Origin of the sequence: Pseudomonas sp. JZ114, assembly GCF_051027705.1 — a bacterium.
In the GTDB taxonomy this organism is placed as follows: domain Bacteria; phylum Pseudomonadota; class Gammaproteobacteria; order Pseudomonadales; family Pseudomonadaceae; genus Chryseomonas; species Chryseomonas luteola.
Genome location: NZ_CP069256.1, coordinates 941,884 through 968,346 on the forward strand (window position 1 = coordinate 941,884; position 26,463 = coordinate 968,346).

Genomic DNA, 26,463 nt, shown 5'->3' on the forward strand with positions numbered 1-26,463 from the left:
GGGCCGATAAGAATAAGCGATGCCTGCCTTATAGCAGTCGAAAGCAGTCGTATCAAATACGCTCTTTTGCATGACAATTATTGTCAGTACTTGCCATGCAGGCGAAGCGGCAGGGAATCTATTTCACATAAATACTGTGATCTAGGCGGTTGGCACGCTGAATGCTTAGGGAGAATCAGGCATGTTGAGCCTACTTCTTCTAATGGAGACAAGCATGAAAGCTCAAAAAGGTTTTACTCTAATTGAATTAATGATCGTAGTTGCGATCATTGGTATTTTGGCTGCAATAGCTATTCCTCAGTATCAGAATTATGTAGGGCGCGCAAACGTTGCTTCTGCCGTTTCTACTTTGTCAAGTAATAAAACAGGATTGGAAGATTACGTACTTAATTATGGGGAGTTCCCTGATGGATCGACTGCTCCACAAGCAGCAACTGATACTACTCCTGCGGTTCGTGGAGAAAGACCGTCTGATCTTGGAATAGTTACTCCTACTTTCGGTACTTTGAGTTTGGCAGATAAAAATAAGGGAGCAGGGTATATTCAAATTAAGTTTACTCAGGGTAATCCAGGAGTAAACGGAAAGATTGTTCGTATGAGTCGGGACGAAAATGGTACTTGGACCTGCGGCTCTAATGTTGATGAAAAATTTATCGATAAAAGCTGCAAATATGACAGTGCCGTGCAGTAATGTATTAATTTTGCCGGTGTAGCTCAGTTGGTAGAGCAGCGCATTCGTAATGCGAAGGTCGTAGGTTCGACTCCTATCTCCGGCACCATACTTAAGCCCAGCTAAATTAGCTGGGCTTTTTGTTTTAGGCGAACATACTAGTTTAGCGTTAAGGCGAGTTACTTAACTGTTGTAGACTAAAATTTAGATATGGATATTTGTTATTACCTAAAACTTCGGTGAGCTTCGCTTGTTTCTTTTTAAGGGGCTTTGTGGGTCGGGTGCTGGCTTGGGGAGTAATAAAAGGCAGCGCTCTTGCTCAAAAAGCAATAGCTTGGCGTAACTATCCTTGCTGATGTTCGCAGAAAATTGGCCAAAAGGTTTTCTAGCAATATCCTGGCCAGACTCGCGCGTGGAAAGCGCAGCGCTACCGGCAAGCTTCTTCTTAATGCGTTTCTGTGAAGTCTCCAGACCAATCAGCGTTTGGCTGGCGATTGGTCGAAATCTTGATGGTTAGCTCACGCTTCTCAGGGTACGATTAGCGGGTAAAGGCAACTTTATGGATGAACGCTGTTCAGATTCCCTCACTAGAGATGGGAGTCGCCGTAGCTCAACCATAAACATGATCAAGGTCATACCTATGCGGTGATCTCGGTTAGCTGGTACAGCTACTCTGTAATGATGATCAACGCAACGTTCACTTATCAACGCTATGGGATCAACGTTGTTCAAGGCTCGTAACGTGGTATGCAGGCAGGCTGGTCATAACGGTACGCTGCAGGAGGCGGGCAATGCAGAACGACGCTAATGTGGTTCATTTCAAAACGCTCAGTGATGCGGCGTTGCGGATTCCTGCTGCCCTCGTTCCGGTACGCGACAAAGCTGCCCAGCGGCTCAATGCAGCGCTCCAGCAATTGTTTGATAACGCAGACGATGCGTTGTTCGAGATGGCTGACCGCGCCACCAGCAACAACGAGCAGAATCTGTTCTTCGAAGCGATGCGTGACTTGCGCCTGAAGCGCAAGACGATCGAGCGTAATTTTTTGCAGCGCTACTTTGAGCGTTTCGCGGGCCTGAATCAGGCAGATACGGCAAAAAATACTGCACAGCTCGACGCCATTTCGTTCGAGGATCTGAGTCTGGTCCAGAATGACCAGCTCGAAGAGTCTGTCGCACTCGATACAATGGTGACCAAAGCTGTCACCCGTAATGCGCTGGCCCTGGGCCATCTAAGTATTCGTTTCAACACCCAGTTAAGCCGAACGCTGGACGAAAACTCTAACCCGTTGGCGCCTCGCCCCTTGTGCGAAGCGTTTCTGGATGCGTGCCGTGGTTTGGGTGTCGAGATCAAGGTCAAGCTGATCATTCTCAAGCTGTTCGAGCGTTTTGTGCTGAACGGTTTGGACCGTGTGTATGCCGAGGCGAATCAGCAGCTGATCGATGCGGGGATTCTCCCTCATCTCAAGCTGGCGCCGCCGCGCAATACGGGGCGCAGTGCATCGGGTTATACCGGCCGCACGGCATCCACCACGCCGGACAGCGAACAGGATCAGGAAGTATTCAGCGCGCTGCAGGGGCTGCTGGCGCAGGTACGTCGCAGTGGCGGCGGCTCAATGGGCCTATCTGGCGGTGAGCCAGCAGGCACGGCTGAGCTTCATCCTATTACCAGTTACGACCTGATGCGGCTGTTGTCCCACTTGCAGCAGCATGTGCCTTCGCATGTCGAGAACAGCTATGACCTGCGCGGGATGCTGGATGATGCGCTGGGGCGTATCAGTGCGCGTAGCGGTCGAAAGCGGGTAGTGGGGCAGGTTGATGATGATGTTATCAATCTAGTATCCATGCTGTTTGAGTTCATCCTTGATGACCTGACACTGCCTGATTCCTTGAAAGCGCTGATTGCCCGTCTGCAGATTCCCATGCTCAAGGTGGCGGTGCTGGATAAGGCCTTTTTCAGCCGACCCAATCATCCGGCCCGTAAGCTCTTGAATGAGATTGCGGCAGCTTCGCTCGGTTGGGAAGAGCAGAATGAACTGCAGCGCGATGGGCTTTATCTGAAGATCGAGCAGATCGTTCAGCGGCTGCTCAGTGATTTTGTGGATGACCCGGATATCTTCAGCGAGCTGCTGAATGACTTCCTGGCCTATATGAGTGATGAGCGTCGCCGGAGTGAGTTGCTTGAGCAGCGCACACGGGATGCGGAAGAGGGGCGTGCGCGGGCTGAGCAAGCTCGCCAGCAGGTAGAGGCCGCGCTGAATGAGCGGTTGGTTGGGCGTACTCTGCCGGAAGTAGTGGTTCGGGTCATTCGCGAGGCGTGGAGTCAGGTACTCCTGTTGACGTGTCTCAAGCAGGGCTATGGCTCTGCTGAATGGCTCGCCGCGCTGCAGACGATGGATGATTTAATCTGGAGTGTTGAGCCGCATGAAGATGCCGGCTCGCGGCAGAAGTTGCTGGGTATGGTGCCGGGGCTGCTCAAGGCCTTGCGTGAAGGGCTTGCCAGCGCGGCCTTCGATCCATTCTCTACCAGTGAGTTTTTCACCCAGCTTGAAGCCCTGCATGTACAGACATTCCAGCAGGCTAAGCGCGTCGAGCACGGTGCGGCGGCGGTAGCCCATGAGCCACTAGCAGCGATGGTTGAGGTGGCTGATGAGATCGTGCTTCAGCCGGTTCAGGCCAAGCCTGCCGAGACAGAGTTCAAGCCGGATGAGGAATCGCTCAGAACGATCGATGCTATCCATGTGGGTAGCTGGATTGAGCTGACCGAGGCCGATGATCACAAGGTCCGCTGCAAGCTGGCGGCGGTTATTAAGTCTGCTGGACGTTATATTTTTGTAAATCGCGCAGGCATGAAGGTGATGGAAAAGTCACGTGAAAGCCTGGCTGTCGACTTGAGTCATGGAAAGCTGCGTATTCTGGACGATGCCCTGTTGTTTGATCGAGCGCTGGAATCCGTCATCGGAAATCTTCGCACGCTCAAACGCACCTGATCCCTTTCCGCTTATCTAAACACCGATCATGGGGCCGCTCGGATCGGTGTTCTTGGTCCTTCTGCCGCTCTGGTTTACATTAAGCGCTCACAGGAGTTCTTATGTCCCCAGATTTTCAGGCGGGATGGTGGGCTCACGCCCAGCGTTGCCCATCACCCAACTACAATGAGCGTCCCGTGGGAGAGCAGGTCTCGCTGCTGGTTATCCACAACATCAGTTTGCCGCCCGGCCAGTTTGGGACGGGAAAGGTCCAGCCTTTCTTTCAAAACACGCTGGACTGCAGTGAACATCCCTTTTTTCAGGAAATAGCCTCGTTAAGGGTGTCAGCCCATTTTCTGATTGAACGTACAGGCGCTGTGACGCAGTTTGTGTCCTGTGACGATCGTGCCTGGCACGCTGGCGTATCCTGTTTTGCGGGCAGGGAAGGTTGTAATGATTTTTCGATAGGGATTGAGCTGGAAGGTACTGATACCGAGCCTTATACGCAGGCGCAATACCATGTGCTTGAGCAACTGACGTGCGATGTGCTTCGGCATTACCCAGCCATAACACCTGACCGTATTTGCGGGCATAGTGATATTGCACCAGACCGCAAGACCGATCCTGGGCCTGCCTTCGATTGGGACCGGTATCGGGCATCTTTGACAGGGGAGGGTAAATGACCTTTCTGAGCTTATTGCTTGTATTGGGCGTTGTATGGACAACCCGCTGGCGGTTGCGGCTGCAGCGTGATGGCTGGTGGCGCGCGCTGTTGGCTGAGGTAGCGCTGCATGTAGGGCGTCATAGCTCTATCGCGCTGATCGTTGTGGTAGGTGTGCCCCTGCTGATATTGGCTCTGGTGTTGGCAGTATTAAAGCCGGTTGCCTATGGCTGGCTGTTGTTGCCCGTACATGTGCTCGTGCTGTTATATAGCCTGGGCCGGCATGACCCCAGGCAGGCATTGGCAGGTTTCAGGGATTCCTGGCGGCGGGGTGATCTGGAGGCCGCGGCCCTACGTGCAGAGCAGGACTTGGGCCTTCAAGCGGAAACGCCGGATGGGCTCTTGGCGCGTGTGCAAGAGCAGCTGCTATGGCGAGGCCACGAGGGCTTCTTTGCCGTGATTTTCTGGTACGTTGTGCTGGGACCGCTCATGGCGTTGGCTTATCGGCTGGTTGCGCTGACGGCTGCCCATGCGCGTAGCCCTGCCTTGCGCGCCCATGCAGAACAGCTGTGCCATGCCTTTGATTGGCTGCCGGCACGCTTACTCACTGCCAGCTTTGCGCTAGTCGGTGATTTTCTTTGCGCCAGCCGCGCAACGTTATCCGAGTGGTTGAACTGGGATATTCCCACTCCCAAGCTGCTGGCTGATGCCGGTCGCGCTGCGGCTGATTTGCCTGTGGCTTTGGATGCCGAGGCGGGTGTTCACAGTCTTGATACGTTGTGGCAGTTACTCGTCAGGGCTGCTGTGCTCTGGTACGTCTTGTTAGCGCTCTGGACCGTAGTAGGGCGCTAGTCTTCTAAAGCGCGTCAGGGTCCCACCCAAAGACGGCACATGCATTGGTTGTACTGGCCTGGGCAAGTGCTTCGGAGGTCACGCCGAACAGCTCGGCCAGTGCCGCGCAGATGGCAGGCAAGTGGGTAGGGCTGTTACGGATGCCTGGGTACATGGCAGGGGCCATGTCAGGGGCGTCGGTTTCCAAAACGATGCCGTCCAGCGGCAGCCGCGGCACGACCTTTCTCAGTCGATTGGCTTGCGGCCATGTCGGCGCGCCGCCCAAGCCCAGCTTGAATCCTAGTTTCAGGTACTCCCGTGCTTCTTCGTAACTGCCTGCAAAAGCGTGAACAACGCCCGCTCTGGGCGGCTTGTAGCGTTTTAGCGTGGCGATGACATCGGCATGGGCTTTTCTGACGTGCAGCAGGCTCGGCAGTTCGTATTCGATGGCCAATTCGAGATGTGATTCGAAAAGCGTCTGCTGGCGTGCCTTGTCGGGCTGCTCGATATAGTAATCCAGTCCGAATTCACCCAGTGCGCAAAGCTTGGGATGACCAGCCCATTGATCCAGCCATGCCCTGAGCGTGTCGATGTCGCTCTCCTTGTGCACGTCCAAATAGCAGGGATGCAGGGCCAGGGCCGCGTAGAGCGGCTCATGGGCCAGCGCGGTAGACCATAACTGCGACCATAGGGATTCTTCGACACCAATCAGCATCTGACGCCGTACGCCTAGCGATGCGCACTGGTGCAGGAGTGCCTCCCGATCATCGTCGAACCCGGGAAAGTCTAGGTGGTTATGGGTATCGATCAACATGGTAGGGGCCAGCTAGTCCTTGTGACGAGTCTTGAGCTGCCGTGGGATGGCATGAACACCGGGCTCGTAATGGTGGGATTCGATGGCATCCAGCATGAGGTTCAGGGCCTGCTCTGCAATGAGTTCGTGCTGCTGATAGAGTCCGTTGACCTTGATGGGAACGAAGTCGAGCAGCTGGGCGTCACCAAAGGTGGCGAGACGCAGATGGGAAGGCCAGCCTTCGGCCTGCTGTTGGAAAACATCGAAAACGCCTTCCAGCAGCACGTATGCCGTCGTAATGATCGCATCAGGCATATGGCCCAGTTCGCTCATCAGGTCCAGCATCAGGTCGCGTCCACAGGTACGGCTGAACTGCTCGCCATAGCGAATCAGCTTCTTGCCGTTGAAGTCCTGCAAGGCCGATTCGAAACCTGCGGCGCGCTCACGGCTGATGACAAGGTCCGGGCGGGCCGCGATCAGGGCGATTTCTCGAGGCGGCGTATCCAGCAGGGTCTTCGTCAGAAGGGCGCTGGCGGTCCGGTCGTCACTGACGACAGAGCAGAACTGGCTGGGATCGAGCTGACGGTCCACGGCTACCACAGGCAATCCCTCTGCCTGCAGGCGGCGATAGGGCGTATCGTCATCGGCCAGACAGCTGGCGGTGATAAGGCCATCGCAGCGGCGTGCGCGAAACAGCGAGAGCAATTGCCGTTCGGTATCGGGCTCATCGTCGGTACAGGCAATGAGCAGTTGATAGCCCCGCAGCCGGGCTCTGATTTCCAGCTGCTTGGCCAGCCGTGCATAGCTGGGGTTTTCCAGGTCAGGCAGGATGAACCCTAGCGTCAGGGTCTGGCCGCGACGCAAGCCAGCGGCGCGCTGGTCTGGCTGGTAGCCGTATTGTTCGACCACTTGCTGTACGCGCGTGACGGTGGCTGGGCTGATGCGCCGCTGGTCGGCTTTTCCGTTAATGACGTAGCTGGCCGTGGTCACGGAGACGCCTGCCAGTCGAGCTATATCACTGAGCTTCAAAACGATTCCTCTTGTGGCCGTGCGGTCTGGAACGCCTTTCTTGCTTATATGACCGCAATACCTTGCCTTTCATTGACGATAATCCATTTTCGAAAACAGACGGTCCGGTATCTAACGCAATGGGCTGGCCTTTATTGTGTGTAGTGCTTCAAGGATCAACGATTATCGAGTAACGTGCCACTCTGTTTTGGTGAAACGTTTCAGCACAATAGTGTCTTATCGCTGTTATGTCTGTATCGCCCGATGTCGATGATTCAACATGCGATTAGGCTAAAACAATCATTACAAGAAAGGCACGGTGCTCTTCGGTCGCTCGTAGTGCCATGGAGGATTTGAATGTTCGAACTCGATGCGCAGCATATTCGCATGGGACAACAGGCCGCTGACAAGGATAGCGCGCTTGCCCTACTGGGTGAGGCCCTTGTTGCGGATGGGCTTGTGGCTCCCGGCTATATCGATGGTTTGCGTGCTCGCGAAGCCCAGGGTTCTACCTACCTTGGACAGGGTATTGCCATTCCCCATGGTACTCCTCAGACCCGTGACCATGTGTTTACAACGGGCGTACGAATCATGCAATTCCCCGATGGTGTAAGTTGGGGGGAAGGGCAGACCGCTTATCTGGCCATTGCAATTGCCGCCAAATCTGATGAACACCTTCGAATTCTCCAGTTATTGACGCGTGCACTGGGTGAAAAGTCGCTGGACGAGGCGATTCGCCGTGCCGAAAGCGCCGAGGCGATTGTTCAATTGCTGCATGGCGCCCCGCAAGAGCTTGAGCTGGATGACCAGCTGGTGCGTCTGCACGTGGAGGCTGATGATCTTGAAGACTTAGCGTGGGAAGGGGCACGTCTTCTGAAGAAGACACAATGCGTTGAGGCGGGATTTGCCGGTGCGCTACAAACGGGCGTCCCTCTGCCACTAGGAGAAGGGCTTTGGTGGCTGCACAGCGACCATGCCGTAAGCCGCCCCGGTCTTGCGTTTGTAACGCCTGCAACGCCGTTGACGCTGGAGGGGCAGCCAGTCAAGGGCTTGTTCTGTCTGGCCAGCCTTGGTGAGGCTCACCGTGATTTGCTGGAGCGCCTGTGTGACTTGCTGATCGCTGGCCGTGCCCAGGAGCTTAGCCAGGCAACCTCCAGCCGGGCGGTGCTCGAAGCGCTGGGCGGTGAGGTAGCACCGGACTGGCCCAGTGCGAGTGTGGTGCTGGCTAATGCCCATGGCTTGCATGCGCGTCCGGCCAAGGAGCTGGCGCGTGTGGCGAAGGCTTCAACCGGTGAGGTTCGGGTCAGGGTGGATGGCGGAACGGCCGTTTCGGCCAAGAGCTTGTCTCGCCTGCTGGCATTGGGTGCGCGCCGTGGTCAGGTGCTGGAGTTTCTGGCTGAGCCGGGAACCGATGCCGAAGCGCTGCTGGGGGATCTTGTCGCGGCGGTCGAGGCCGGGTTGGGTGAAGAGGTTGAGCCCATTAGCGCCAATACTCAACCGACGCACGCGGCCGTGCCGGTTGAAACCAATATTCTGGCGCGAGCAGAGGACACGGCGCCGCTAGCCTCAGGCGATACCTTCAAGGCCATTGCTGCGGCACCGGGGCTAGCCGTTGGGCCAGCCTATGTCGTGGCTCAGCAGCATTTCGACTTTCCTGCCGAGGGTGAGGGGGCTGCCGCTGAAACCGAGCGCCTCGAAGCGGCACTGGCGGCAGTCAGAACGGAAATCGATGCCCTGATCAGCCGTAGCGAGGCGGGCGCTATTCGCGACATCTTCCTGACCCATCTGGAGATGCTTGATGATCCGGATCTGCGTGAAGGCGTACAGACGCGCCTCAAGCGCAATGCCAGCGCCGCAGCGGCCTGGAATGCACAGATCGAGGAGGCGGCCGCTCAGCAGGAGTCATTGAAGGATGCGCTCCTGGCCGAACGTGCGGCTGATCTGCGTGATGTAGGCCGCCGTGTTCTGGGGCATCTGTGTGGGGTTGGCTCCGCCAGTGAACCAAGCGAGCCCTATGTGCTGGTCATGGATGAGGTCGGGCCTGGTGATGTGGCGCGTCTGGACCGTGACAGGGTCGCCGGTATCCTGACGGCACGTGGGGGGGCCAGCTCTCACAGCGCCATTGTTTCCCGCGCCTTGGGTATTCCTGCGATTGTAGGCGCTGGCCCGCGCGTACTGAACCTTGCACCTCAGACCATTCTTCTGCTGGATGGCGATCATGGCTTTGTCGAGGTCGGGCCGGATGCCGCACGCATCGAGCAGGTTCGTGTAGAGCGCGAGGTGCGGGAGCATCGTCGACAGGAGGCCGAAGCCAAGCGGTTTGAGCCTGCGGTCACCCGCGACGGGCACCGCATTGAGGTGGCTGCGAACCTGGGCAACACGGCGGATGCCCCGGCGGTAGTCGAACAGGGCGCAGAGGCAGTTGGCCTGCTGCGTACCGAGCTGGTATTCATGAGCCATGATTCGGCACCTGATGAGCAGGCGCAGGAAAAGGATTACCGACGCGTACTGGATGCGCTGGATGGACGACCGCTGGTGGTACGTACGCTGGATGTGGGAGGCGACAAGCCGTTGCCTTATATGCCGATTCCAGCCGAAGAGAACCCGTTCCTGGGTATTCGCGGTATACGCCTGACCCTACGTTGCCCGGAGGTGCTGGAAACCCAGCTGCGCGCCTTGCTTCGTGCGGCCGAGGGGCGTCCGCTTAGAATCATGTTTCCGATGGTGGGACGGGTTGAGGAGTGGCGTCAGGCGCGAGACATCCTCAATCGCCTGCGGCAGGAGATTCCGGCGGTCAATCTGCAGGTAGGCATCATGATCGAAGTACCTTCGGCAGCCCTGTTGGCACCGGTGCTGGCGCAGGAAGTAGATTTCTTCAGCGTCGGAACGAATGACCTGACCCAATACGCCTTGGCGATCGACCGTGGTCATCCCTTGCTGTCCGGCGAGGCTGATGGTTTGCATCCCAGCGTGCTGCGCCTGATCGATATGACGGTCCAGGCCGCCCATGCACATGGCAAGTGGGTAGGCGTATGCGGAGAGTTGGCCGCCGATCCGCTGGCGGTTCCGCTTTTGATGGGGCTGGGTGTGGATGAACTCAGCGTTTCAGCGCGCAGCATTCCGCTGGTCAAGGCGCGGGTGCGTGAACTGGATTTCGTGGCTGCACAAGCCTGTGCCCAGCGAGCACTGGCGCTGGCGACAGCAGATGAAGTGCGCGCCAGTGTGGAGGCCATGCAATGAGCCGTGTTTTGACCGTTACCTTGAATCCCGCGCTGGATCTGACGGTGCGACTGCCCGAACTGCATCCGGGAGAAGTAAACCGTAGTGAAGCGGTTGTCATGCACGCGGCAGGCAAGGGACTGAATGTGGCTCAGGTCCTGGCAGACCTGGGGCATTCGCTGACCGTAACCGGCTTTCTGGGCGCTGATAACGCCAAGCCGTTCGAAGCCTTGTTTGCCGAGCGTGGCTTCAAGGATGCCTTTGTGCGGGTAGAGGGCGAGACCCGCAGTAACATCAAGCTGGCCGAAACCTCAGGCCGCATTACGGACATCAACGGGCCGGGACCGCACGTTACCGAGACTGCCCAGGCTCAGTTGCTGCGCACCCTGGACGACGTAGCACCGGGACACGATCTGGCCGTTGTGGCCGGCAGTCTGCCACGCGGCATCGGTGCCGACTGGCTTGCCGAGCTGGTTCAACGGCTGAAAGCCCTAGGCTTGCGGGTGGCACTGGATACCAGTGGCGCCGCGCTGCGTGCCGGGCTCAAGGCTGGGCCGTGGCTGGTCAAGCCTAATACCGAGGAGCTGTCCGACGCCTGTTCGGCACCTGCCGATACTGCCGAGCAGCAGGCTACGCTGGCCGCTCAGCTGGCCGCTCAGGGTGTTGAGCACATAGTGATCTCTCAGGGCAGCGAGGGTGTTCGGTGGTTTGCGCCAGGTCGCGTACTGCAGGCCGTTCCGCCCAGGGTGCAGGTGGCCAGCACCGTAGGGGCCGGCGACTCGCTTCTGGCCGGTATGGCGCACGGTTTGCTCACCGGACTTGAGCCGCAGGACGCGCTACGCAACGCCACAGCCATTGCTGCCATGGCCGTCACTCAAATCGGCTTTGGCATTGATGATCCTGCCCGTTTGGCAGAGTTGGCGAACGGCGTCAGTGTTCACGTCATGACAGAACAATAAGCAGGGATAACTCATGAATATCGCAATCGTTACGACCTGCCCGACGGGCATGGTTACCAGTGTGCTCAGTGCACGATTGCTGGATGCTGCCGCACAGCGCCGTGGCTGGCAGACCAGTGTTGAAATCCACGACGGCCCCGAAGCTACGCTGCTGACGGATGATCAGATCGCTCGGTCTGAATTGATTGTCGTTGTGCATACCGGTGCGGTAGACCTTCGCCGCTTCGCGGGCAAGCGCGTTTACCGTGCAACACCGGCGGAAGCCCTGCGGGACGTCGATGCCTTTTTGCAGCGTGCCGAGCGTGAGGCCAAGGTGTACGAAGCCAGCGCCGAGCCTGAAGCTGTCAGCGCAGCCGCTGCACCTACCAAGCAGCCCCGTCTGGTGGCGATCACGGCCTGCCCAACCGGCGTTGCACATACGTTTATGGCAGCTGAGGCATTGATTCAGACCGCCAAGAAGCTGGGCTATAAGCTGGATCTGGAAACCCAGGGGTCAGTAGGCGCACGCAACCCTCTCAGTGCCGAGGCGATCGCGGAGGCCGATGCGGTTCTGCTGGCAACTGACATTGAGGTCAATACGGATCGCTTCGCGGGCAAGAAGGTGTTTCGCTGCGGCACTGGTGTCGCCCTCAAGCAGCCTGAAGCTACGCTCAAGCGTGCATTGGCTGAGGGTGAAATTCTGGGGGGCGCGGCGGCGGCTTCGTCTTCCGGACAAGCAAAGGCCGGTGCGAAAAAAGAAAAGACCGGAGTCTACAAGCACCTGCTGACGGGCGTGTCCTACATGCTGCCTATGGTAGTCGCCGGAGGCCTGTTGATTGCCCTGTCGTTTGTCTTTGGGATCGAGGCGTTCAAGGAGCAGGGCACGCTGGCGGCTGCATTGATGCAGATCGGTGGCGAAGCGGCGTTCAAGCTCATGGTGCCGGTGCTGGCCGGTTACATTGCATACTCCATTGCCGACCGGCCGGGCCTTGCGCCGGGAATGATTGGCGGGTTGCTGGCCAGTAATCTGGGCGCGGGCTTTATCGGCGGTATCGTGGCAGGCTTTCTGGCCGGTTATGTGGCGAAGGCGATTGCTCGCTGGGTGAAGCTGCCGGCCAGTGTAGAAGCCCTCAAGCCTATTCTGATCATTCCGCTGTTGGCGAGCCTGATTACCGGCCTTGTGATGATCTATGTTGTGGGAACGCCGGTTGCCCAGGCATTGACCGCGCTGACGGGCTTTCTGGAAAACATGGGGACGTCTAATGCCGTTCTGCTGGGTGTCATTCTGGGTGCCATGATGTGTGTGGATCTGGGTGGGCCGATCAACAAGGCGGCGTATGCCTTTACCGTAGGGTTATTGGCATCCAAGACCTATGGTCCGATGGCGGCTACGATGGCGGCCGGTATGGTGCCTGCGATCGGTATGGGGCTTGCTACCGTTCTGGCGCGCCGCAAGTTTGCCCAGAGCGAGCGTGAAGCGGGCAAGGCGGCCTTTGTCCTGGGGTTGTGCTTCATTTCCGAAGGGGCAATTCCCTTTGCAGCGAAAGACCCGCTGCGTGTGATCCCCGCGAGCATCGCGGGCGGCGCATTGACCGGTGCGCTCGTCATGCTGTTCAACTGCAAGCTGATGGCACCCCACGGCGGTCTTTTCGTACTCCTGATTCCCAACGCCATCAATCACGCCTGGCTATACCTGGCCGCCATTGCGGCGGGCAGTATCTTGACCGGTGTGGTGTACGCTGTGATCAAGCGGGGGGAAGTACAGGAAGAGCTGGTACCTGCGGCATGATTAAAAAGGGCTCTCAGGAGCCCTTTTTAATGCGTTGGCGACTTGTCTGATACTGCCGGATCAGGCCAACTGAACGACATATTTGCGTGTCCGCACGGCAGCTTTCAGATCCTTTAACGCGTTGGGCAGCTGTTTGAAGGGAACAACCTCAAGAGTAGGTATGGCCAATCGATTGTTCTTGATCTGATCCATCAGATCGGCTCCTGCGATGGTCAGCTCCATCCAGTCCAGGACGGTGCCATGCTGGTGGATTGAGGCGAGGGCTTCCTCATGGTAAGAGATCGCCGTTGTGAAGGCAGGCAAGGGCGGCTGCTCGATCCGGTCCTGGATGCAGACCAGATGGCCATTAAGGCCCAGAAGACCGGCCAGCGAGGCGGCATGCTGGCCGGAAATTGTGTCAAAGGCAGCATAGAATTTACGGCCTTGCAGCTTTTCGAGTAACAGATCCCGCCAGTTTTCCTGGTGGTAATCCACAACCTCGGTCACGCCACGTGACAGCAGCTTTTCACGGTGCTGCTCCCCTGCGGTTACCCAGACGCGCCAGCCTTTTTGCAGCGCCAGTTGTGCCACCAACGATCCGACCGAGCCCCCGGCGCCGGTCACGAGTACATCCTTGTTGGTTGCATCCGGTACCTTCATGACCGACTGCCAGGCGGTCAGGGTAGGGCAGGGGAAGGCGGCGGCAGCAGTGTCACTAAGGCCGTCCGGCACCGGCATCACCATGTGGGCGGCGATCTTGATATGCGTGGCATAGCTGCCGGCGTGGTAGAGGTTCTGGTGATAGGCGACCCGCGTTCCGATACGCAGGTGCACGTCGCGACCGGCTGCGATTACGACGCCCATGCCGTCCACGCCTGGAATATGGCCCGGCTTCCAGACCTTTTCGGCCTGCGCAATGAATTTCCAGTCGACTGGGTTGATGCCGATGACCTTGTTGGCGATCAGGATTTCATTAGGCGCTAGCTCCTCGCTAATGGCATGGGTTTCCAGTACCAGATCCGTAGGCTCGTTACCGTGGCGCCAGGTCCAGGCGTGTACATCCAGCATGAGAGTCTCCTTTCAAGGGGGTATATTTTCTCCTTTATGGGGGTTAGTGATGGCTCGTAAAACCCTTACAGGAAAGGAATATGAGTAAAGAGCAGCGGAAGGAGCAGGAAAAAGCAGTGGCGCAGGGAGCATGATCAGGTTTGTATGGCTTCTCTGGATTGCCTACTAGACAAACAATAGGTATCCACTCACACGACAATTGCAAACAAACGACTGGCGAAGTTAAGCCGCTCGGGCAGCGGTATGCCGACCATAAGGAGGGCGAGCGCAGGCAACAGCGGAAGCACGTAAACAGTAAGAAGGACAGCCGAGGTTAGGAATTGCTCAAACCAACCGGTATTCGTAAGGTCATAACACCATTTGATATTTCAATACTTTGTTACAATTGCTGAGCCAACCTATTTTATTTGCTTATGAGCGACTCGAGCGATCCTGCTGCCCCTGACCACAGGGAAACATCTACACACCGCGCTGCGGCATCTCAAGCACCCCAACAGCGCCATCAACGGTTTCGCTCCATTCGGCAACGCCTGGCGTTCTGGGTCGGCGCGCTGCTGGTGGGTTTACTGGCGCTGGCTTTTGCGTGGCTGGCTGATCATGCCTTTCAGCTCTTTCAGCGTCTGTTGAATCACAGCCACTTATGGCCGTGGTTGGTGACACCCGCAGGATTTGCCCTTCTAGTCTGGCTGACTCAGGGGTGGCTGCGTAATGCCAGGGGAAGCGGCATTCCACAAGTGATTGCAGCGCTGGAAAAGCCCTCTGGTCAGTTCAGGGCAGCGGTGTTGGCCTGGCCGATCGCGCTCGCAAAGATGATACTGACATTGCTTGCCCTGCTAGTGGGGGCCTCGGTTGGCCGCGAGGGGCCGACCGTACATTTGGGCGCCTCGGTACTGTATGGCTTTGGTCGGCGGCTGGGCCTGTATGAGCGAAAGACGGTTTCGGGACTGATTCTCGCTGGCGGTGCCGCGGGTATTGCTGCGGCGTTCAACACGCCGCTGGCGGGCGTAGTATTTGCCATTGAAGAGTTGAGTCATACCTTTGAACAGCGCTTCAGCGGTCTGGTACTGACGGCTGTGGTGATTGGCGGTATGGTCACGCTGGGCCTGGTCGGACCGTATACCTATTTTGGCGTTATCAGTGCCAGTTTGCCCTGGGGCGATGCCTGGGTAGCGGTGGTCATATGCGGGCTGGCAGGCGGCCTGTTGGGCGGCGGCTATGCGCGGCTGGTCATTCCAACATCCCACGGCTGGCTTGGAAGGCTGGGCGCTATCCGCTCACGCTTCCCGGTTCGGTTTGCTGCCGTTTGTGGATTACTGGTTGCCTGTCTAGGGACACTGTCCGGACAACATGTCTTTGGTACCGGCTACGAGGAAACACGTGCCATTCTGGAGGGACAGCCCATAACCGATCAGGGCTTTCTCATCTGGAAGTTTCTGGCCAACGTGGTTTCGTATCTGGCGGGCATTCCCGGCGGGCTCTTTTCGCCTTCGCTCACAGTAGGCGCCAGCTTTGCGCCCTGGCTGGTCGATTGGCTCCCTGATGTCACTCTGCAGACCGGTGCGCTTCTGGGCATGGCGGCCTACCTCGCGGGCGTTACCCGGACACCGCTCACCTCGACTGTCATTACCCTGGAGCTGGCCCACAGCCCCGACATGGCGATCCCCGTATTGGCAACGTGCCTGCTGGCGAATGGTGTGTCCGGCTGGCTTTCGCCCACCTCGCTTTATCATGCGTTGGCTCAACAGATCCTGCATGCGGTGGAGCCTGAAGCGTCGAAGCCTACCAAGTGTGATTGAGATCACGCCGTAACAGCTGTTCTTCAGACTGTCACAGGGTTGTCAGGCGTTTTCGCTAAACCCATTCGCTCCAATAATCGTGGGAGCGCATGATGAGCACGTTCGATAATGGAAGACGGCGCCTGATCCAGGGGCTGGGCGTTGGACTGCTGCTGCCGGGAGTAGCACCTGCCGTGATCGCTGGCGCCAAGCAACGTCCGCTGATGCTTGAGGGAGTTCAGTCAGGTGATGTTCAGGGCAATCGGGCCATCGTCTGGAGCCGCTGTGATCGTCCGGCGCGAATGGTCGTCGAGTGGGACACTAAGGAGAGCTTTCGCCATCTGCGCCGAATGGTTTCGCCTGTGGTGACAGCCGACACGGATTACACTGCGCGCATGGACTTGCGCGGACTTCCCGCTGATCAATCCATTTTCTATCGGGTTCGTTTCGAAGATATTTACAGCGGTGCGCAGAGCGAGCCTGTCTTTGGACATTTGCGTAGCGCACCGACGCATCGTACCGATATCCGCTTCGTCTGGAGCGGTGACACGGTCGGGCAGGGATTTGGTATCAACCCTGATATCGGTGGCATGCGCATCTATGAGGCCATGCGTCGCCGACAGCCGGACTTCTTCCTGCACAGTGGCGATACCATCTATGCAGACGGCCCGCTAGAAGCCAAGACCACGACGGTGGAAGGCAAGGTCTGGCGCAACATCACTACAGAGGCCAAGAGCAAGGTTGCCGAGACGGTCGATGAATATCGTGGCAATTATCGCTACAACCTGATGGACGAAAATGTCCGTCGGTTCAATGCTGAAGTCCCGCAGATCTGGCAGTGGGATGACCACGAGACCACCAATAACTGGTCTTCTACCAAAGTGCTGGATGACCGTTACACCGTAAAGGACATCAACGTACTGGCCAAGCGGTCACGTCAGGCGTACCTGGAGTATGCCCCCATGCGGCTGCAACAGCGTGATGATGCCGGACGCATCTATCGCAAGATCAGCTACGGTCCTCGGCTGGATATTTTCGTGCTGGACATGCGGACCTACCGGGGCGGGAACAGCACCAACCTGCAACCCAATGAGGGACCAGACACTGCTTTCATGGGGCGCACGCAACTCGAGTGGCTCAAGCAGGGGCTCGCGGAGTCTACGGCTACCTGGAAGGTTATTGCGGCAGACATGCCCATTGGTCTGGAAGTCCCTGATGGGGTAGATGCAGCAGGAATGCCTCGTTGGGAAGCCATTGCCAATGGTGACGGCGGTGCACCCTTGGGTCGCGAACTGGAAATTGCAGAGCTCTTGCGTTACATCCGCCGGTGGAATATCAACAATACGGTCTGGCTGACTGCAGATGTGCACTACTGCGCGGCTCACCACTACCACCCCAACCGGGCAGCCTTCCAGGATTTCGAGCCCTTTTGGGAGTTCGTGGCAGGCCCCCTCAATGCCGGTGCATTCGGGCCCAACAAGCTGGACAACACTTTCGGGCCGGAGGCCGTGTTTGTGAAGGCGCCACCGGTAGCCAACAGCTCGCCGCTGTCGGGCTTCCAATTCTTTGGCGAGGTCAATATCGAAGGGCACAGCGGTGATCTGACTGTGACCCTGCGAGATCTGGATGGAAAGGCGGTATTCGAAAAGACGCTTCAGGCTGTTTAATCAGGCGGTAGAAACAAAGGGCTGAATGATCAGCCCTTTCTCTTATGCTTAGTGATGTTCCCGCGTCGCGCGGAATTTTATGTCAGGCCAGCGCTCTTCCATGAGACTCAGATTGACGCGAGTCGGAGCAAGATAGGTCAAGTGGCCACCGCCATCCACGGACAGGTTCTCCATGGCTTTGTTCTTGAATTCCTCAAGTTTCTTCTTGTCACCGCACTCGATCCAGCGGGCAGACCAGACATTGATCGGCTCGTAGACGCATTCCACCTTGTATTCTTCCTTCAGGCGGCTGGCAACGACGTCGAACTGCAGCACACCAACAGCGCCGAGAATGATGTCGTTGTTACGCTCAGGGAAGAACACCTGGGTCGCGCCTTCCTCTGCCAGCTCCTGCAGGCCCTGGCGGAGCTGCTTGGACTTGAGTGGGTCCTTCAGGCGTACACGGCGGAACAGTTCAGGCGCAAAGTGCGGAATACCGGTAAAGCCGAGGCTCTCACCTTCGGTAAAGGTATCGCCGATCTGGATGGTGCCGTGGTTGTGCAAGCCGATGATGTCGCCTGCAAAGGCTTCTTCCAGTTGTTCACGCTCGGAAGAGAAGAACGTCAGGGCGTCAGCAATCTTGATGTCCTTGCCGATCCGCACATGGCGCAGTTTCATGCCTTTTTCATACTTGCCGGAGCAGATCCGCATAAAGGCAATCCGGTCACGGTGCTTGGGATCCATGTTTGCCTGGATCTTGAATACGAAACCGCTGAATTTCTCTTCGACCGGCTGTACGTCACGCTCGTTGGTCGCACGCGAGAGCGGCTGTGGCGCCCAGTCCACGACCGCGTCCAGGACGTGATCGACACCGAAGTTGCCCAGGGCTGTACCAAAGAAGACCGGTGTCATCTGGCCCTTTAAAAATTCATCCGTATTGAACTCATGGCACGCGCCCTGAACCAGTTCGAGCTGCTCGACGAAATCATCGTACAGGTCACCCAGGTGAGTACGGGCTTCGTCCGAGTCCAGTTTTTCAATGACGCGGGTTGCGATACGCTCATGGCCGTGGCCAGGGGTATAGACAAAGATCTTGTCTTCGGAGAGGTGATACACCCCTTTGAAGTCACGGTAGGAGCCAATCGGCCAGGTAATCGGGGCCGCCTTGATTTTCAGGACAGCTTCGATCTCGTCGAGCAGCTCGATCGGATCGCGAATATCACGGTCCAGCTTGTTCACAAAGCTGACGATGGGCGTATCGCGCAGACGGCAGACCTCCATCAGGGCAATCGTACGAGGCTCAACGCCTTTACCGCCATCGAGCACCATCAGGGCAGAGTCAACCGCCGTCAGGGTGCGGTAGGTGTCTTCCGAGAAGTCTTCGTGACCGGGCGTGTCGAGCAGATTGATCATGTGCTCGCGATAGGGGAACTGCATGACCGACGTGGTAATGGAGATACCACGCTGCTTTTCCATCTCCATCCAGTCGGAGGTGGCATGGCGGTCGGATTTACGTGATTTAACGGTCCCGGCCACGGCAATGGCTTGCCCCATCAGGAGGAGCTTCTCGGTGATGGTGGTCTTACCGGCGTCCGGGTGGGAAATGATGGCGAAAGTGCGCCGCTTGGCGACTTCGGCGGCCTGCTTGGTCATGGAGGCTGATGTCCGGTGGATACTTAAACCGGCGATTATAGCAAGCCAAAAGGCCTGTAGGTTCAGGCCTTTTGGCTTTTCAGACGAGTCTTGTTCAGCAGGGTGGCCCTGATGCACTGGGCCACTCTGCCAGCGGCTTATTTAGGCCCTATTTCCGAGCAGCCCGAGTGTTTCACATACTTCTTGAGAATGGCCCACTGCGGACGCTCCTTGTTATCCCGGGGTTCGATGGAAAGGGAATAGTCGCCCCAGCCCGGACCTGCTGCCCAGTATGTAGCTGGGATACATTCCTTCTGAAGATGCGAGAGCATGTTATCCATGACCTTCATCCAGCGGGGATCATCCCCTGGTGCACCAAACTCACCAATGTGGCCTTTCTTGTTATTGGCCTTGAGCCAGTCAATAAAAGGTTGAACACGTTTAACGCCAATCATGGGATCAAGCTGACTGGTGTCCTTGGATTCGTAACGACCACCGGCATCAGCGTCGAAATACACATGAGCCGAGAAAATCAGATTGTCCGCCGGATCCTTGAGGTTTAGCAGGCCTTTGTTTACATCAGGCCAGCGCGCGCTGCTTGACCAGAAGTTGCCCTCGATCACGATCGGACGGCTCTTATCGACGGAGCGGATGCCATCGATGCCGTACTGGGCCGCGGTGTCCCAGTGGTCTTCCACATCATGCGGCTCGTTCATGATGTCATAGCCCAGCAGGGCAGGGTGCTTGCTCCAGGTTTTGGCGATCCGCTCCATGACGTCCTGGTAAGCCTCGTAGGGTACGCTCTCCGAACCAATGATCTGGTCGCGGTAACGCCCGTAGTTGTGCAGGTCCAGAATGACCTGCATCTTGTAGCGCTTGGCCGAGTCCAGCGTCTGGCTGATCAGGTCAGCGTACTGAGTGTCCAGCTCACCGTTGAGCTTGGGTTGCAGGCGCTCCCAGGTGATCGGGAAACGTACGACGCGAATCCCGCGATAGCCCCAGCGCCTGAAGTAGGAGTCGTCAGGAAAGAAGTAGTTGGTACCGTTCACACCCGGAAGCACCTGCGCCGCAAAGCCGGCACCCGAGAAATTCAGGCCGATCATCTCGGCTGGGTAATCGGCCGCCGAGGCGGTATGGCTCATGAGCAGGGGAGCGAATGCTAGAAAGGCATATCGCTTGAGGTTGCGTTTGATTCGCCCGGTTCTATTCATCGAAATAAGTGCCATAAGCGTAATGGGCAGGCCAGAACTGTACCTGCAGGGTTAACATGGATAGCCTGATAGCAAAACCCGTCAAACGTGCTCTTTGAGCAGGTCGATTGACAAGGGGGGCCGGCGGGGTTTGACGTAAAAATGTGATTGCCTATGGCTTTATTGAAAATACGTACAGCGATAGGAGCGGGAAGTAAACTCGATAAGCGTTAAAAAGCCATTAAGCTGAAAGCCTGAGCCGGACTCAGGACACAGGCTTTCAAGCCTGGCGCTTAGCAGGCATCCAGACGGAAGCAGACTCCTGTCCAGCGCTCAGCCTCCTCACGTGCATCCTGCTCGTTATCGAACTCGGCAATGACTCCGCCATGGGCGTAGATCACCGCCCAGGTTTCCTTCAAGGCAACCTGTAACGAGTTGATGAATGATGGAGGCTCTACCGAGCCGTCGACTTCGATGCCAAACATTTTGATTTCCCTATGAAATGAAGCAAAACATATTGTTGGAGTTTGGCCATATCCTTCCGTGATGTAAGGCACTGCATGGCGACACACGAAGACCTGTGCGTCTTAATAAAGTTTACGCCTTGCCATATTTCTTTCATCTTTTTGGTGAGCGGCAGTATCCAAATCTGGTTAGCACTCTCTCGCAAAAATCAATCTTTGTTGAAAATGCCTATCTGGCTTGAACGGGTTCTCTCAATTGCAGAGGAATCCTGACGGATTTTGGAACATCGGTTCGCCTGGCCGGTCGGTTTTACGAGGAGGGTTCGTACCGGATCGAGGTAAATCAGACAGTCGTATGGGATTTTTGATTGATCTTGCGGGCGTGTAGTCCTAAAGTTCGCGCCCGAACGTCCATGCTGGAAACGATCCATCCGGCTCAAGTACTGACGACGAGACAGCAAGGTCAACGCTCTGGACATGTTGACCTTTTTGCTTTCGGCGACGTGCCTTGGGAAGTAGGCGAACCAAAGTGGGGAAACGGATTAGGCGTTCAGCAATACCCCTACGAATCCATTTGTTCTGCCATTGGGAGTCCGACGCATGTCCATCCAGGTCGAAGATTATTACTCGCGCGAGACCTTCCAGCGAATGAAGTCCTTCGCTGACCAGCATGAAACGCCTTTTGTCGTAATCGATAAAGCCACCATTTCCAGAGCCTACGATGATCTGGTGAACAATTTCCCGTTTGCCAAAATTTATTACGCCGTTAAGGCAAACCCAGCTATCGAGATTACTGAGCTCCTACGCGACAAGGGCTCGAATTTCGACATCGCGTCCATCTATGAGCTGGACAAGGTACTGAGCACGGGCGTCAGTCCTGATCGCATCAGCTACGGCAATACGATCAAGAAAGCTAAGGACATTCGCTATTTCTACGAGAAGGGTGTGCGGATGTTCGCCACCGACTCCGAGGCTGACCTGCGTAATATTGCCAAAGCTGCGCCGGGATCGAAGATCTATGTGCGGATTCTGACCGAAGGCTCTAATACTGCTGACTGGCCGCTTTCACGCAAGTTTGGCTGCCAGACCGATCTGGCACTGGACCTCTTGATCCTGGCCCGCCAGCTAGGCCTTGTGCCTTACGGCGTCTCCTTCCATGTCGGCTCGCAACAGCGTGATATCGACGTTTGGGATGCGGCCATCGCCAAGGTCAAGGTGATATTCGAGCGCCTGCGTGAAGAAGACGGCATCGTTCTGAAGATGATCAATATGGGTGGCGGGTTCCCGGCAAACTATATTGCCAAGACCAACAACCTCGAAACCTATGCTGAAGAGATCATCCGTTTCCTGAAAGAAGACTTTGGCGACGAACTTCCGGAAATCATTCTGGAGCCCGGTCGTTCGTTGATTGCCAACGCCGGTATTCTGGTGAGCGAAGTGGTACTGGTGTCGCGCAAATCGCGCACCGCCGTTGAGCGCTGGGTATACACCGACGTAGGCAAATTTTCCGGTCTGATCGAAACCATGGACGAGTCCATCAAGTTTCCGATCTGGGTCGAGAAGAAAGGTGAGATGGAAGAGGTCGTGATTGCCGGCCCTACCTGTGACAGTGCCGACATCATGTATGAACACTACAAGTATGGTTTGCCACTGAACCTTGCCAGCGGTGACCGTCTGTATTGGTTGTCTACCGGGGCGTACACCACCAGCTACAGTGCTGTGGAGTTCAATGGCTTCCCTCCACTCAAGGCCTATTACCTCTAAATAGCGCTCATAAAAACCCGCTTCGGCGGGTTTTTTATCATTCAGACGGCAAGGGGCGAATCGTAGCGCTTGCTCTGGGCTCTGGTAAGGGCCGCTTGATCCGTCTCGTCGCCCAATTCGGCGGCGCGCTCGAAATAGCTCAGCCCGATCAGGCGCAGCGCTTCATGGTCGGAGTCCAACAGTCCTTGCCGGCTGGCCCTGAAAAAATTGAGGTTGCCGGCCTTCAAGGCTTCCTTCAACCAGTGCTGGGCTTCCTCAAGGCGACCCGTTGTTGCCAGCACCGCTGCATAGCTATATTGACCGCGAAAATCGCCTGCCTCTGCCGACCGCTTGTACCAGTCATGTGCAACCTTTGTATCCCGTGTAACGACAAGACCCTCTTCGTAGAAGCGTCCAACGAGATTCATGGACTTGGCATGGCCCAGCTCAGCGGCGCGTCGGTAGAATAAAAAGGCGCTGTGCTCGTTACGGGAGACACCGCGTCCTGTCGCCAGCAGATTGGCATAGTTGTACATGCCCCAGTCCAGGCCCTGTTCAGCGGCCTGACGATAGGCCTCGGCTGCTGCGTGGGCATCCTGCTCGCAGCCCCAGCCATGTTCGCGGCAACGTCCTACCATGTTGAGCGCCATCGTGTGGCCTTGATCGGCAGCGATAGTGAACCAGATCAATGCGAGGCTGGCGTCCTGTGCAATGCCGCGGCCCTCCAGCAGGATCTGGCCTAGCATGGCCTGGGCATCTGGCGAGCCGGCCTTGGCAGCCGTCAGGATGACACGGGCCGCCTCCCTGGGATTATCCGATGCCAGTGCCTGTTCCAGCGCCTGGTTTTCGAGAACTTCCTGTCGCCTCAAGACGTAGGCCATGGTTATACGTCTACCCAGCGGCGTAGCAGGTTGTGATAGGTCCCGGTCAACTGAACCAGTGAAGGATGATCAGGGACGTCGCGGGTCAGGTTTTGAATGGCTGTGTCCATTTCGAACAGCAGGGCCCGCTGGCTATCTTCGCGAACAAGACTCTGAGTCCAGAAAAACGAGGCATATCGAGTGCCTCGAGTCACCGGCTCCACCTTGTGCAGGCTGGTGGCCGGATAGAGCACGGCGTCGCCTGCCTTTAGCTTTACGCGCTGTGTGCCATAGGTGTCCTGAATCACCAGTTCTCCACCGTCATAGCTGTCGGGATCACTGAAAAACACTGTGGTCGAGATATCGGTTCTGACACGCTCGACGCTGTTTTTCACGTTGCGTACGGCGTTGTCTATATGGAAGTCGAATGAGCCGCCGGCGGTGTAGCAGTTGATCAAGGGCGGGAAGATCTTGTGAGGCAGTGCCGCAGACATGAACAGGGGATGCTGCCAGAGCCGATGGACAATCGCTTCGCCGATTTCACGCCTTAACGGATGGTCTTCGGGAAGTTGAAGATTATGCTTGGCCTTGGAGGATTGATGTCCGGCAGTGATTTTTCCATCACTCCACTGGGTCTGTTCAAGCGCCTCTCGGATACGAGCCGTTTCTTCAGCAGTAAAGACCTGGGGTATGGCTAGCAGCATGACGCGCTCCGACGAGCATAAAAAAAGCTATTAATGATAGTCATTCTCAGAATTTTTGCAAAAAGTACAGCGTAGAACTGCAAGCTGTCTTTGATAATTCAGAATACTTTAAATTACTATTGATACTAATTCGTATTTGCGTATATTTTCCGCGGCTTCGTTCGTGGGGAATAATTAGAAATGACACGTCAAACCGAGTTGGGTGTTACGCCTAGGCTGTTAGTTTCAGCGGTAGGGGTAGCCATAACGGCTTTTTCCGGTACTACGCTTGCTCAACAAGCGCCTACTAAGCAAAGTGCTAACCAAGGCTCGAGCGTATTGGATCTGAACAGCACCACCGTCCTGGGGGATGAAGAGGGCAGTTATAACGCTCAGGAATCAGCATCGTCCAAGTACACGGCTCCGCTGCGTGACACACCCAAGTCAGTGACGGTAATACCGGCTCAGGTAATCCAAGACACCGGTGCGCTTTCATTAACTGACGCGCTACGGACTGTTCCAGGCATCACGTTTGGAGCAGGAGAGGGAGGAAACCCCCAAGGCGATCGCCCCTTCATCCGCGGTTTCAGTGCTGAAAGTGACACTTTTGTTGACGGTTTGAGAGATATCGCTTCGCAGACACGTGAAGTATTCAATCTCGAAAGCGTTGAAGTCAGCAAGGGGCCAGGCTCGGCTTATACAGGCGCAGGTTCGACTGGGGGTAGCCTCAACCTGATTTCCAAAACGCCCAAGATGCATGATTTCGTCAATGGCGGCTTTACCTATGGCTCTGATCAGACTCGCCGTACAACCCTGGATGTCAACCATGTATTGACCGACTCGGCTGCCTTCCGCCTGAATCTGATGAAGCACGATGCCAATGTGGCTGGTCGTGATGGTCCAGATGTCAGCCGCTGGGGTGTAGCACCTTCGATTAGTTTCGGTCTGGGTACACCCACACGTGCCACGTTTTCCTACTACCACTTGGAAACAGATGACACGCCGGACTATGGTATTCCGCTGACCAATGTGAACCGCAGCAAGGCCAACCCGAGCGGGCCGGCTCATGTAGATAAGGACAACTGGTACGGGTCTAGCCGTGATTACCGTGAAAGCACGACCGACAGCGGTACGCTTCGAATCGAGCACGATTTGAATGACAGCCTCACGCTGTCTAACAGTTTTCGCATGGTGCGGACCACACTGGACTACGTGGCTACCAACCCGGACGACAGCAAAGGCAACGTTGCAAACGGTTACGTCTATCGCTCACCTAAGAGCCGCAATTCAACATCAGAAGGCTGGGTCAACCAGACCGACTTGAAGGCGCTGTTTAATACGGGGACGATTGAACATACTCTGGTAACGGGCTTGGAATTTAGTTACGAAGATGTGCATAGTCGCCCCTATACCTTTACATCGACGGCGTCCGGTACAACATGCAATGCGTCCTTGCTGGCCAGTGGTGATTGCACCAGCCTGTATAACCCCACCTACAAGGATGGATGGGCAGGCACGATTACCGAGGGTGCGTCTTATACGGATACCGACACCAAGACCAGTGCCGCCTATGTATTCGATACACTGAAGCTTAACGATCAGTGGTCTGTAAACCTTGGTCTGCGCTACGACGATTACCAGGTCAAGAGCAGCGGCTTCGGCAATAATGGTGTTCGTGGTGCAGCCAACACCAATTTCTCCAATGAAAACAATTCGCACTTCTGGAACTATCAGGTTGGTGTCGTTTATAAGCCCGCATCCAACGGCAGTATCTATGTAGCGTGGTCGACATCGAGTAACCCATCGGGCGAGACGGGAGGAGAAGGTTTGTCCGATCTGGCGGCTGCCAATAACGGACTGGATCCAGAGCGTAATCGCAATTATGAAGTGGGGACGAAGTGGGACTTCTTCAACGAAGCGCTTTCGCTTAATGCGGCCTTGTTCCGTACAGACAAGACCAATGCTCGCGTTGCCAGCGCAGACGCCAACATATCGCAAGTACTGGACGGCGAGCAGCGTGTCCAGGGCGTGGAGCTGGGCTTCAGTGGCAAGCTGACGCCTCACTGGAAAGTATTCGGCGGTTACACCTACTTGGATAGCGAGATCCGCAAGTCGACCACCACTTCCGATGAAGGCAATAAGATGCCTCAGACACCGGAAAATAACTTTACTCTGTGGACAACTTATGATGTCACTCAGGATTTCACAGTGGGGGGTGGCGCTACGTATGTGGATCGTCAGTTCGGTAATACGGCCAACTCGACCTACATTCCCTCCTACACGCGCTATGACGCGATGGCGGCTTACCGCGTGACGAAGAATCTGGATCTGCAGTTGAATGTGCAGAACCTGACGGACAAACGTTATTTCGACCAAGTGTACTCAACCCATATGGCGCACGTAGCGCCCGGACGTACAGCGCTCCTGAGTGCCAACTTCCATTTCTGATGGAAAAGTGCATGGCCCGGCTCCTGTGAGCCGGGCTTTTTGTATGGATATCTCTTACTTGTCAGGCGCATATGGCACACGCGCTCTGGTTTTGAATGGC

19 protein-coding genes and 1 tRNA gene are annotated in these 26,463 nt (G+C 56.4%); 12 read left to right on the forward strand and 8 right to left on the reverse strand.

What is annotated here, in order from left to right; all coding sequences use genetic code 11:
- Positions 1-214 precede the first annotated feature (214 nt).
- The 5 genes from JQR90_RS04420 to ampE all read left to right on the forward strand — a co-directional run bounded on the left by JQR90_RS04420 (position 215) and on the right by ampE (position 5,149).
- On the forward strand, positions 215-691 hold the full coding sequence (locus tag JQR90_RS04420) for a pilin (RefSeq protein ID WP_010797209.1): 477 nt from the start codon (positions 215-217) through the stop codon (positions 689-691).
- A 12-nt stretch (positions 692-703) separates the two neighbouring features.
- Positions 704-779: transfer RNA gene (locus JQR90_RS04425), tRNA-Thr, on the forward strand.
- Positions 780-1,461: 682 nt separating this feature from the next.
- On the forward strand, positions 1,462-3,657 hold the full coding sequence (locus tag JQR90_RS04430; protein ID WP_010797210.1) for a DUF1631 domain-containing protein: 2,196 nt from the start codon (positions 1,462-1,464) through the stop codon (positions 3,655-3,657).
- Between the two features lie 101 nt (positions 3,658-3,758).
- Positions 3,759-4,319: a 1,6-anhydro-N-acetylmuramyl-L-alanine amidase AmpD gene (gene ampD, locus JQR90_RS04435; protein WP_010797211.1), complete on the forward strand. Its 561-nt coding sequence runs from the start codon at positions 3,759-3,761 to the stop codon at positions 4,317-4,319.
- Positions 4,316-5,149 carry a regulatory signaling modulator protein AmpE gene (ampE, locus tag JQR90_RS04440; protein WP_010797212.1) on the forward strand — a complete coding sequence of 278 codons (834 nt, stop codon included), beginning with the start codon at positions 4,316-4,318 and terminating at the stop codon, positions 5,147-5,149. Before ampD ends, ampE begins: the two co-directional genes overlap by 4 nt.
- A gap of 4 nt (positions 5,150-5,153) precedes the next feature.
- Here ampE and JQR90_RS04445 read toward each other — a convergent pair whose 3' ends face one another.
- Positions 5,154-5,942, reverse strand: coding sequence for a TatD family hydrolase (locus JQR90_RS04445; RefSeq protein ID WP_010797213.1), 789 nt, complete (start codon positions 5,940-5,942; stop codon positions 5,154-5,156).
- Positions 5,943-5,954: 12 nt separating this feature from the next.
- Entirely contained in the window at positions 5,955-6,950 is a 996-nt protein-coding gene (gene cra, locus JQR90_RS04450) for a catabolite repressor/activator (RefSeq protein ID WP_010797214.1), read from the reverse strand.
- Between the two features lie 336 nt (positions 6,951-7,286).
- Here cra and ptsP point away from each other — a divergent pair, with 336 nt between their 5' ends.
- From ptsP to JQR90_RS04465, 3 genes are read left to right on the forward strand one after another with little or no spacing between them, the layout of a single operon-like run.
- Positions 7,287-10,169: a phosphoenolpyruvate--protein phosphotransferase gene (gene ptsP, locus JQR90_RS04455; protein ID WP_010797215.1), complete on the forward strand. Its 2,883-nt coding sequence runs from the start codon at positions 7,287-7,289 to the stop codon at positions 10,167-10,169.
- A complete protein-coding gene (gene pfkB / locus JQR90_RS04460; protein ID WP_010797216.1) occupies positions 10,166-11,107 on the forward strand; it encodes a 1-phosphofructokinase in 942 nt (313 codons plus the stop codon). The genes ptsP and pfkB overlap by 4 nt, the downstream gene beginning before the upstream one ends.
- A 13-nt stretch (positions 11,108-11,120) precedes the next feature.
- The gene (locus JQR90_RS04465; protein ID WP_010797217.1) at positions 11,121-12,875 is read left to right on the forward strand and encodes a PTS fructose-like transporter subunit IIB; all 1,755 of its coding nucleotides are present in this window, start codon (positions 11,121-11,123) and stop codon (positions 12,873-12,875) included.
- Between the two features lie 60 nt (positions 12,876-12,935).
- On the opposite strand, the gene JQR90_RS04470 is transcribed toward JQR90_RS04465, so the two are convergent.
- Positions 12,936-13,922, reverse strand: coding sequence for a zinc-binding dehydrogenase (locus tag JQR90_RS04470; protein WP_286790394.1), 987 nt, complete (start codon positions 13,920-13,922; stop codon positions 12,936-12,938).
- A gap of 413 nt (positions 13,923-14,335) precedes the next feature.
- On the opposite strand from JQR90_RS04470, the gene JQR90_RS04475 reads away from it, so the two are divergent.
- Together JQR90_RS04475 and JQR90_RS04480 are read left to right on the forward strand one after the other, a co-directional pair.
- The gene (locus JQR90_RS04475; RefSeq protein ID WP_010797219.1) at positions 14,336-15,718 is read left to right on the forward strand and encodes a chloride channel protein; all 1,383 of its coding nucleotides are present in this window, start codon (positions 14,336-14,338) and stop codon (positions 15,716-15,718) included.
- Between the two features lie 92 nt (positions 15,719-15,810).
- Positions 15,811-17,364, forward strand: a complete 1,554-nt coding sequence (locus JQR90_RS04480) for an alkaline phosphatase D family protein (protein WP_010797220.1) — start codon at positions 15,811-15,813, stop codon at positions 17,362-17,364.
- A gap of 48 nt (positions 17,365-17,412) precedes the next feature.
- Here the strand turns inward: JQR90_RS04480 and JQR90_RS04485 are convergent, their stop codons facing one another.
- The 3 genes from JQR90_RS04485 to JQR90_RS04495 form a co-directional block, all read right to left on the reverse strand.
- Complete coding sequence (locus JQR90_RS04485) at positions 17,413-18,996, reverse strand: peptide chain release factor 3 (protein WP_010797221.1); 1,584 nt, start codon at positions 18,994-18,996, stop codon at positions 17,413-17,415.
- A gap of 137 nt (positions 18,997-19,133) precedes the next feature.
- Entirely contained in the window at positions 19,134-20,186 is a 1,053-nt protein-coding gene (locus tag JQR90_RS04490) for a glycoside hydrolase family 5 protein (RefSeq protein ID WP_010797222.1), read from the reverse strand.
- Between the two features lie 272 nt (positions 20,187-20,458).
- Positions 20,459-20,650, reverse strand: a complete 192-nt coding sequence (locus JQR90_RS04495) for a hypothetical protein (RefSeq protein WP_010797223.1) — start codon at positions 20,648-20,650, stop codon at positions 20,459-20,461.
- Positions 20,651-21,229: 579 nt separating this feature from the next.
- Between JQR90_RS04495 and JQR90_RS04500 the strand changes: the two genes are divergently transcribed.
- Positions 21,230-22,393 carry a type III PLP-dependent enzyme gene (locus tag JQR90_RS04500; protein ID WP_010797224.1) on the forward strand — a complete coding sequence of 388 codons (1,164 nt, stop codon included), beginning with the start codon at positions 21,230-21,232 and terminating at the stop codon, positions 22,391-22,393.
- Between the two features lie 41 nt (positions 22,394-22,434).
- Here JQR90_RS04500 and JQR90_RS04505 read toward each other — a convergent pair whose 3' ends face one another.
- Together JQR90_RS04505 and JQR90_RS04510 are read right to left on the reverse strand one after the other, a co-directional pair.
- The gene (locus JQR90_RS04505) at positions 22,435-23,253 is read right to left on the reverse strand and encodes a tetratricopeptide repeat protein (RefSeq protein ID WP_010797225.1); all 819 of its coding nucleotides are present in this window, start codon (positions 23,251-23,253) and stop codon (positions 22,435-22,437) included.
- Between the two features lie 2 nt (positions 23,254-23,255).
- Positions 23,256-23,936 carry a Fe2+-dependent dioxygenase gene (locus JQR90_RS04510; RefSeq protein ID WP_010797226.1) on the reverse strand — a complete coding sequence of 227 codons (681 nt, stop codon included), beginning with the start codon at positions 23,934-23,936 and terminating at the stop codon, positions 23,256-23,258.
- Positions 23,937-24,116: 180 nt separating this feature from the next.
- On the opposite strand from JQR90_RS04510, the gene JQR90_RS04515 reads away from it, so the two are divergent.
- Positions 24,117-26,363 (forward strand): TonB-dependent receptor, encoded by a 2,247-nt coding sequence (locus tag JQR90_RS04515; RefSeq protein ID WP_010797227.1) that lies wholly within the window; start codon positions 24,117-24,119, stop codon positions 26,361-26,363.
- Positions 26,364-26,463 lie beyond the last annotated feature (100 nt).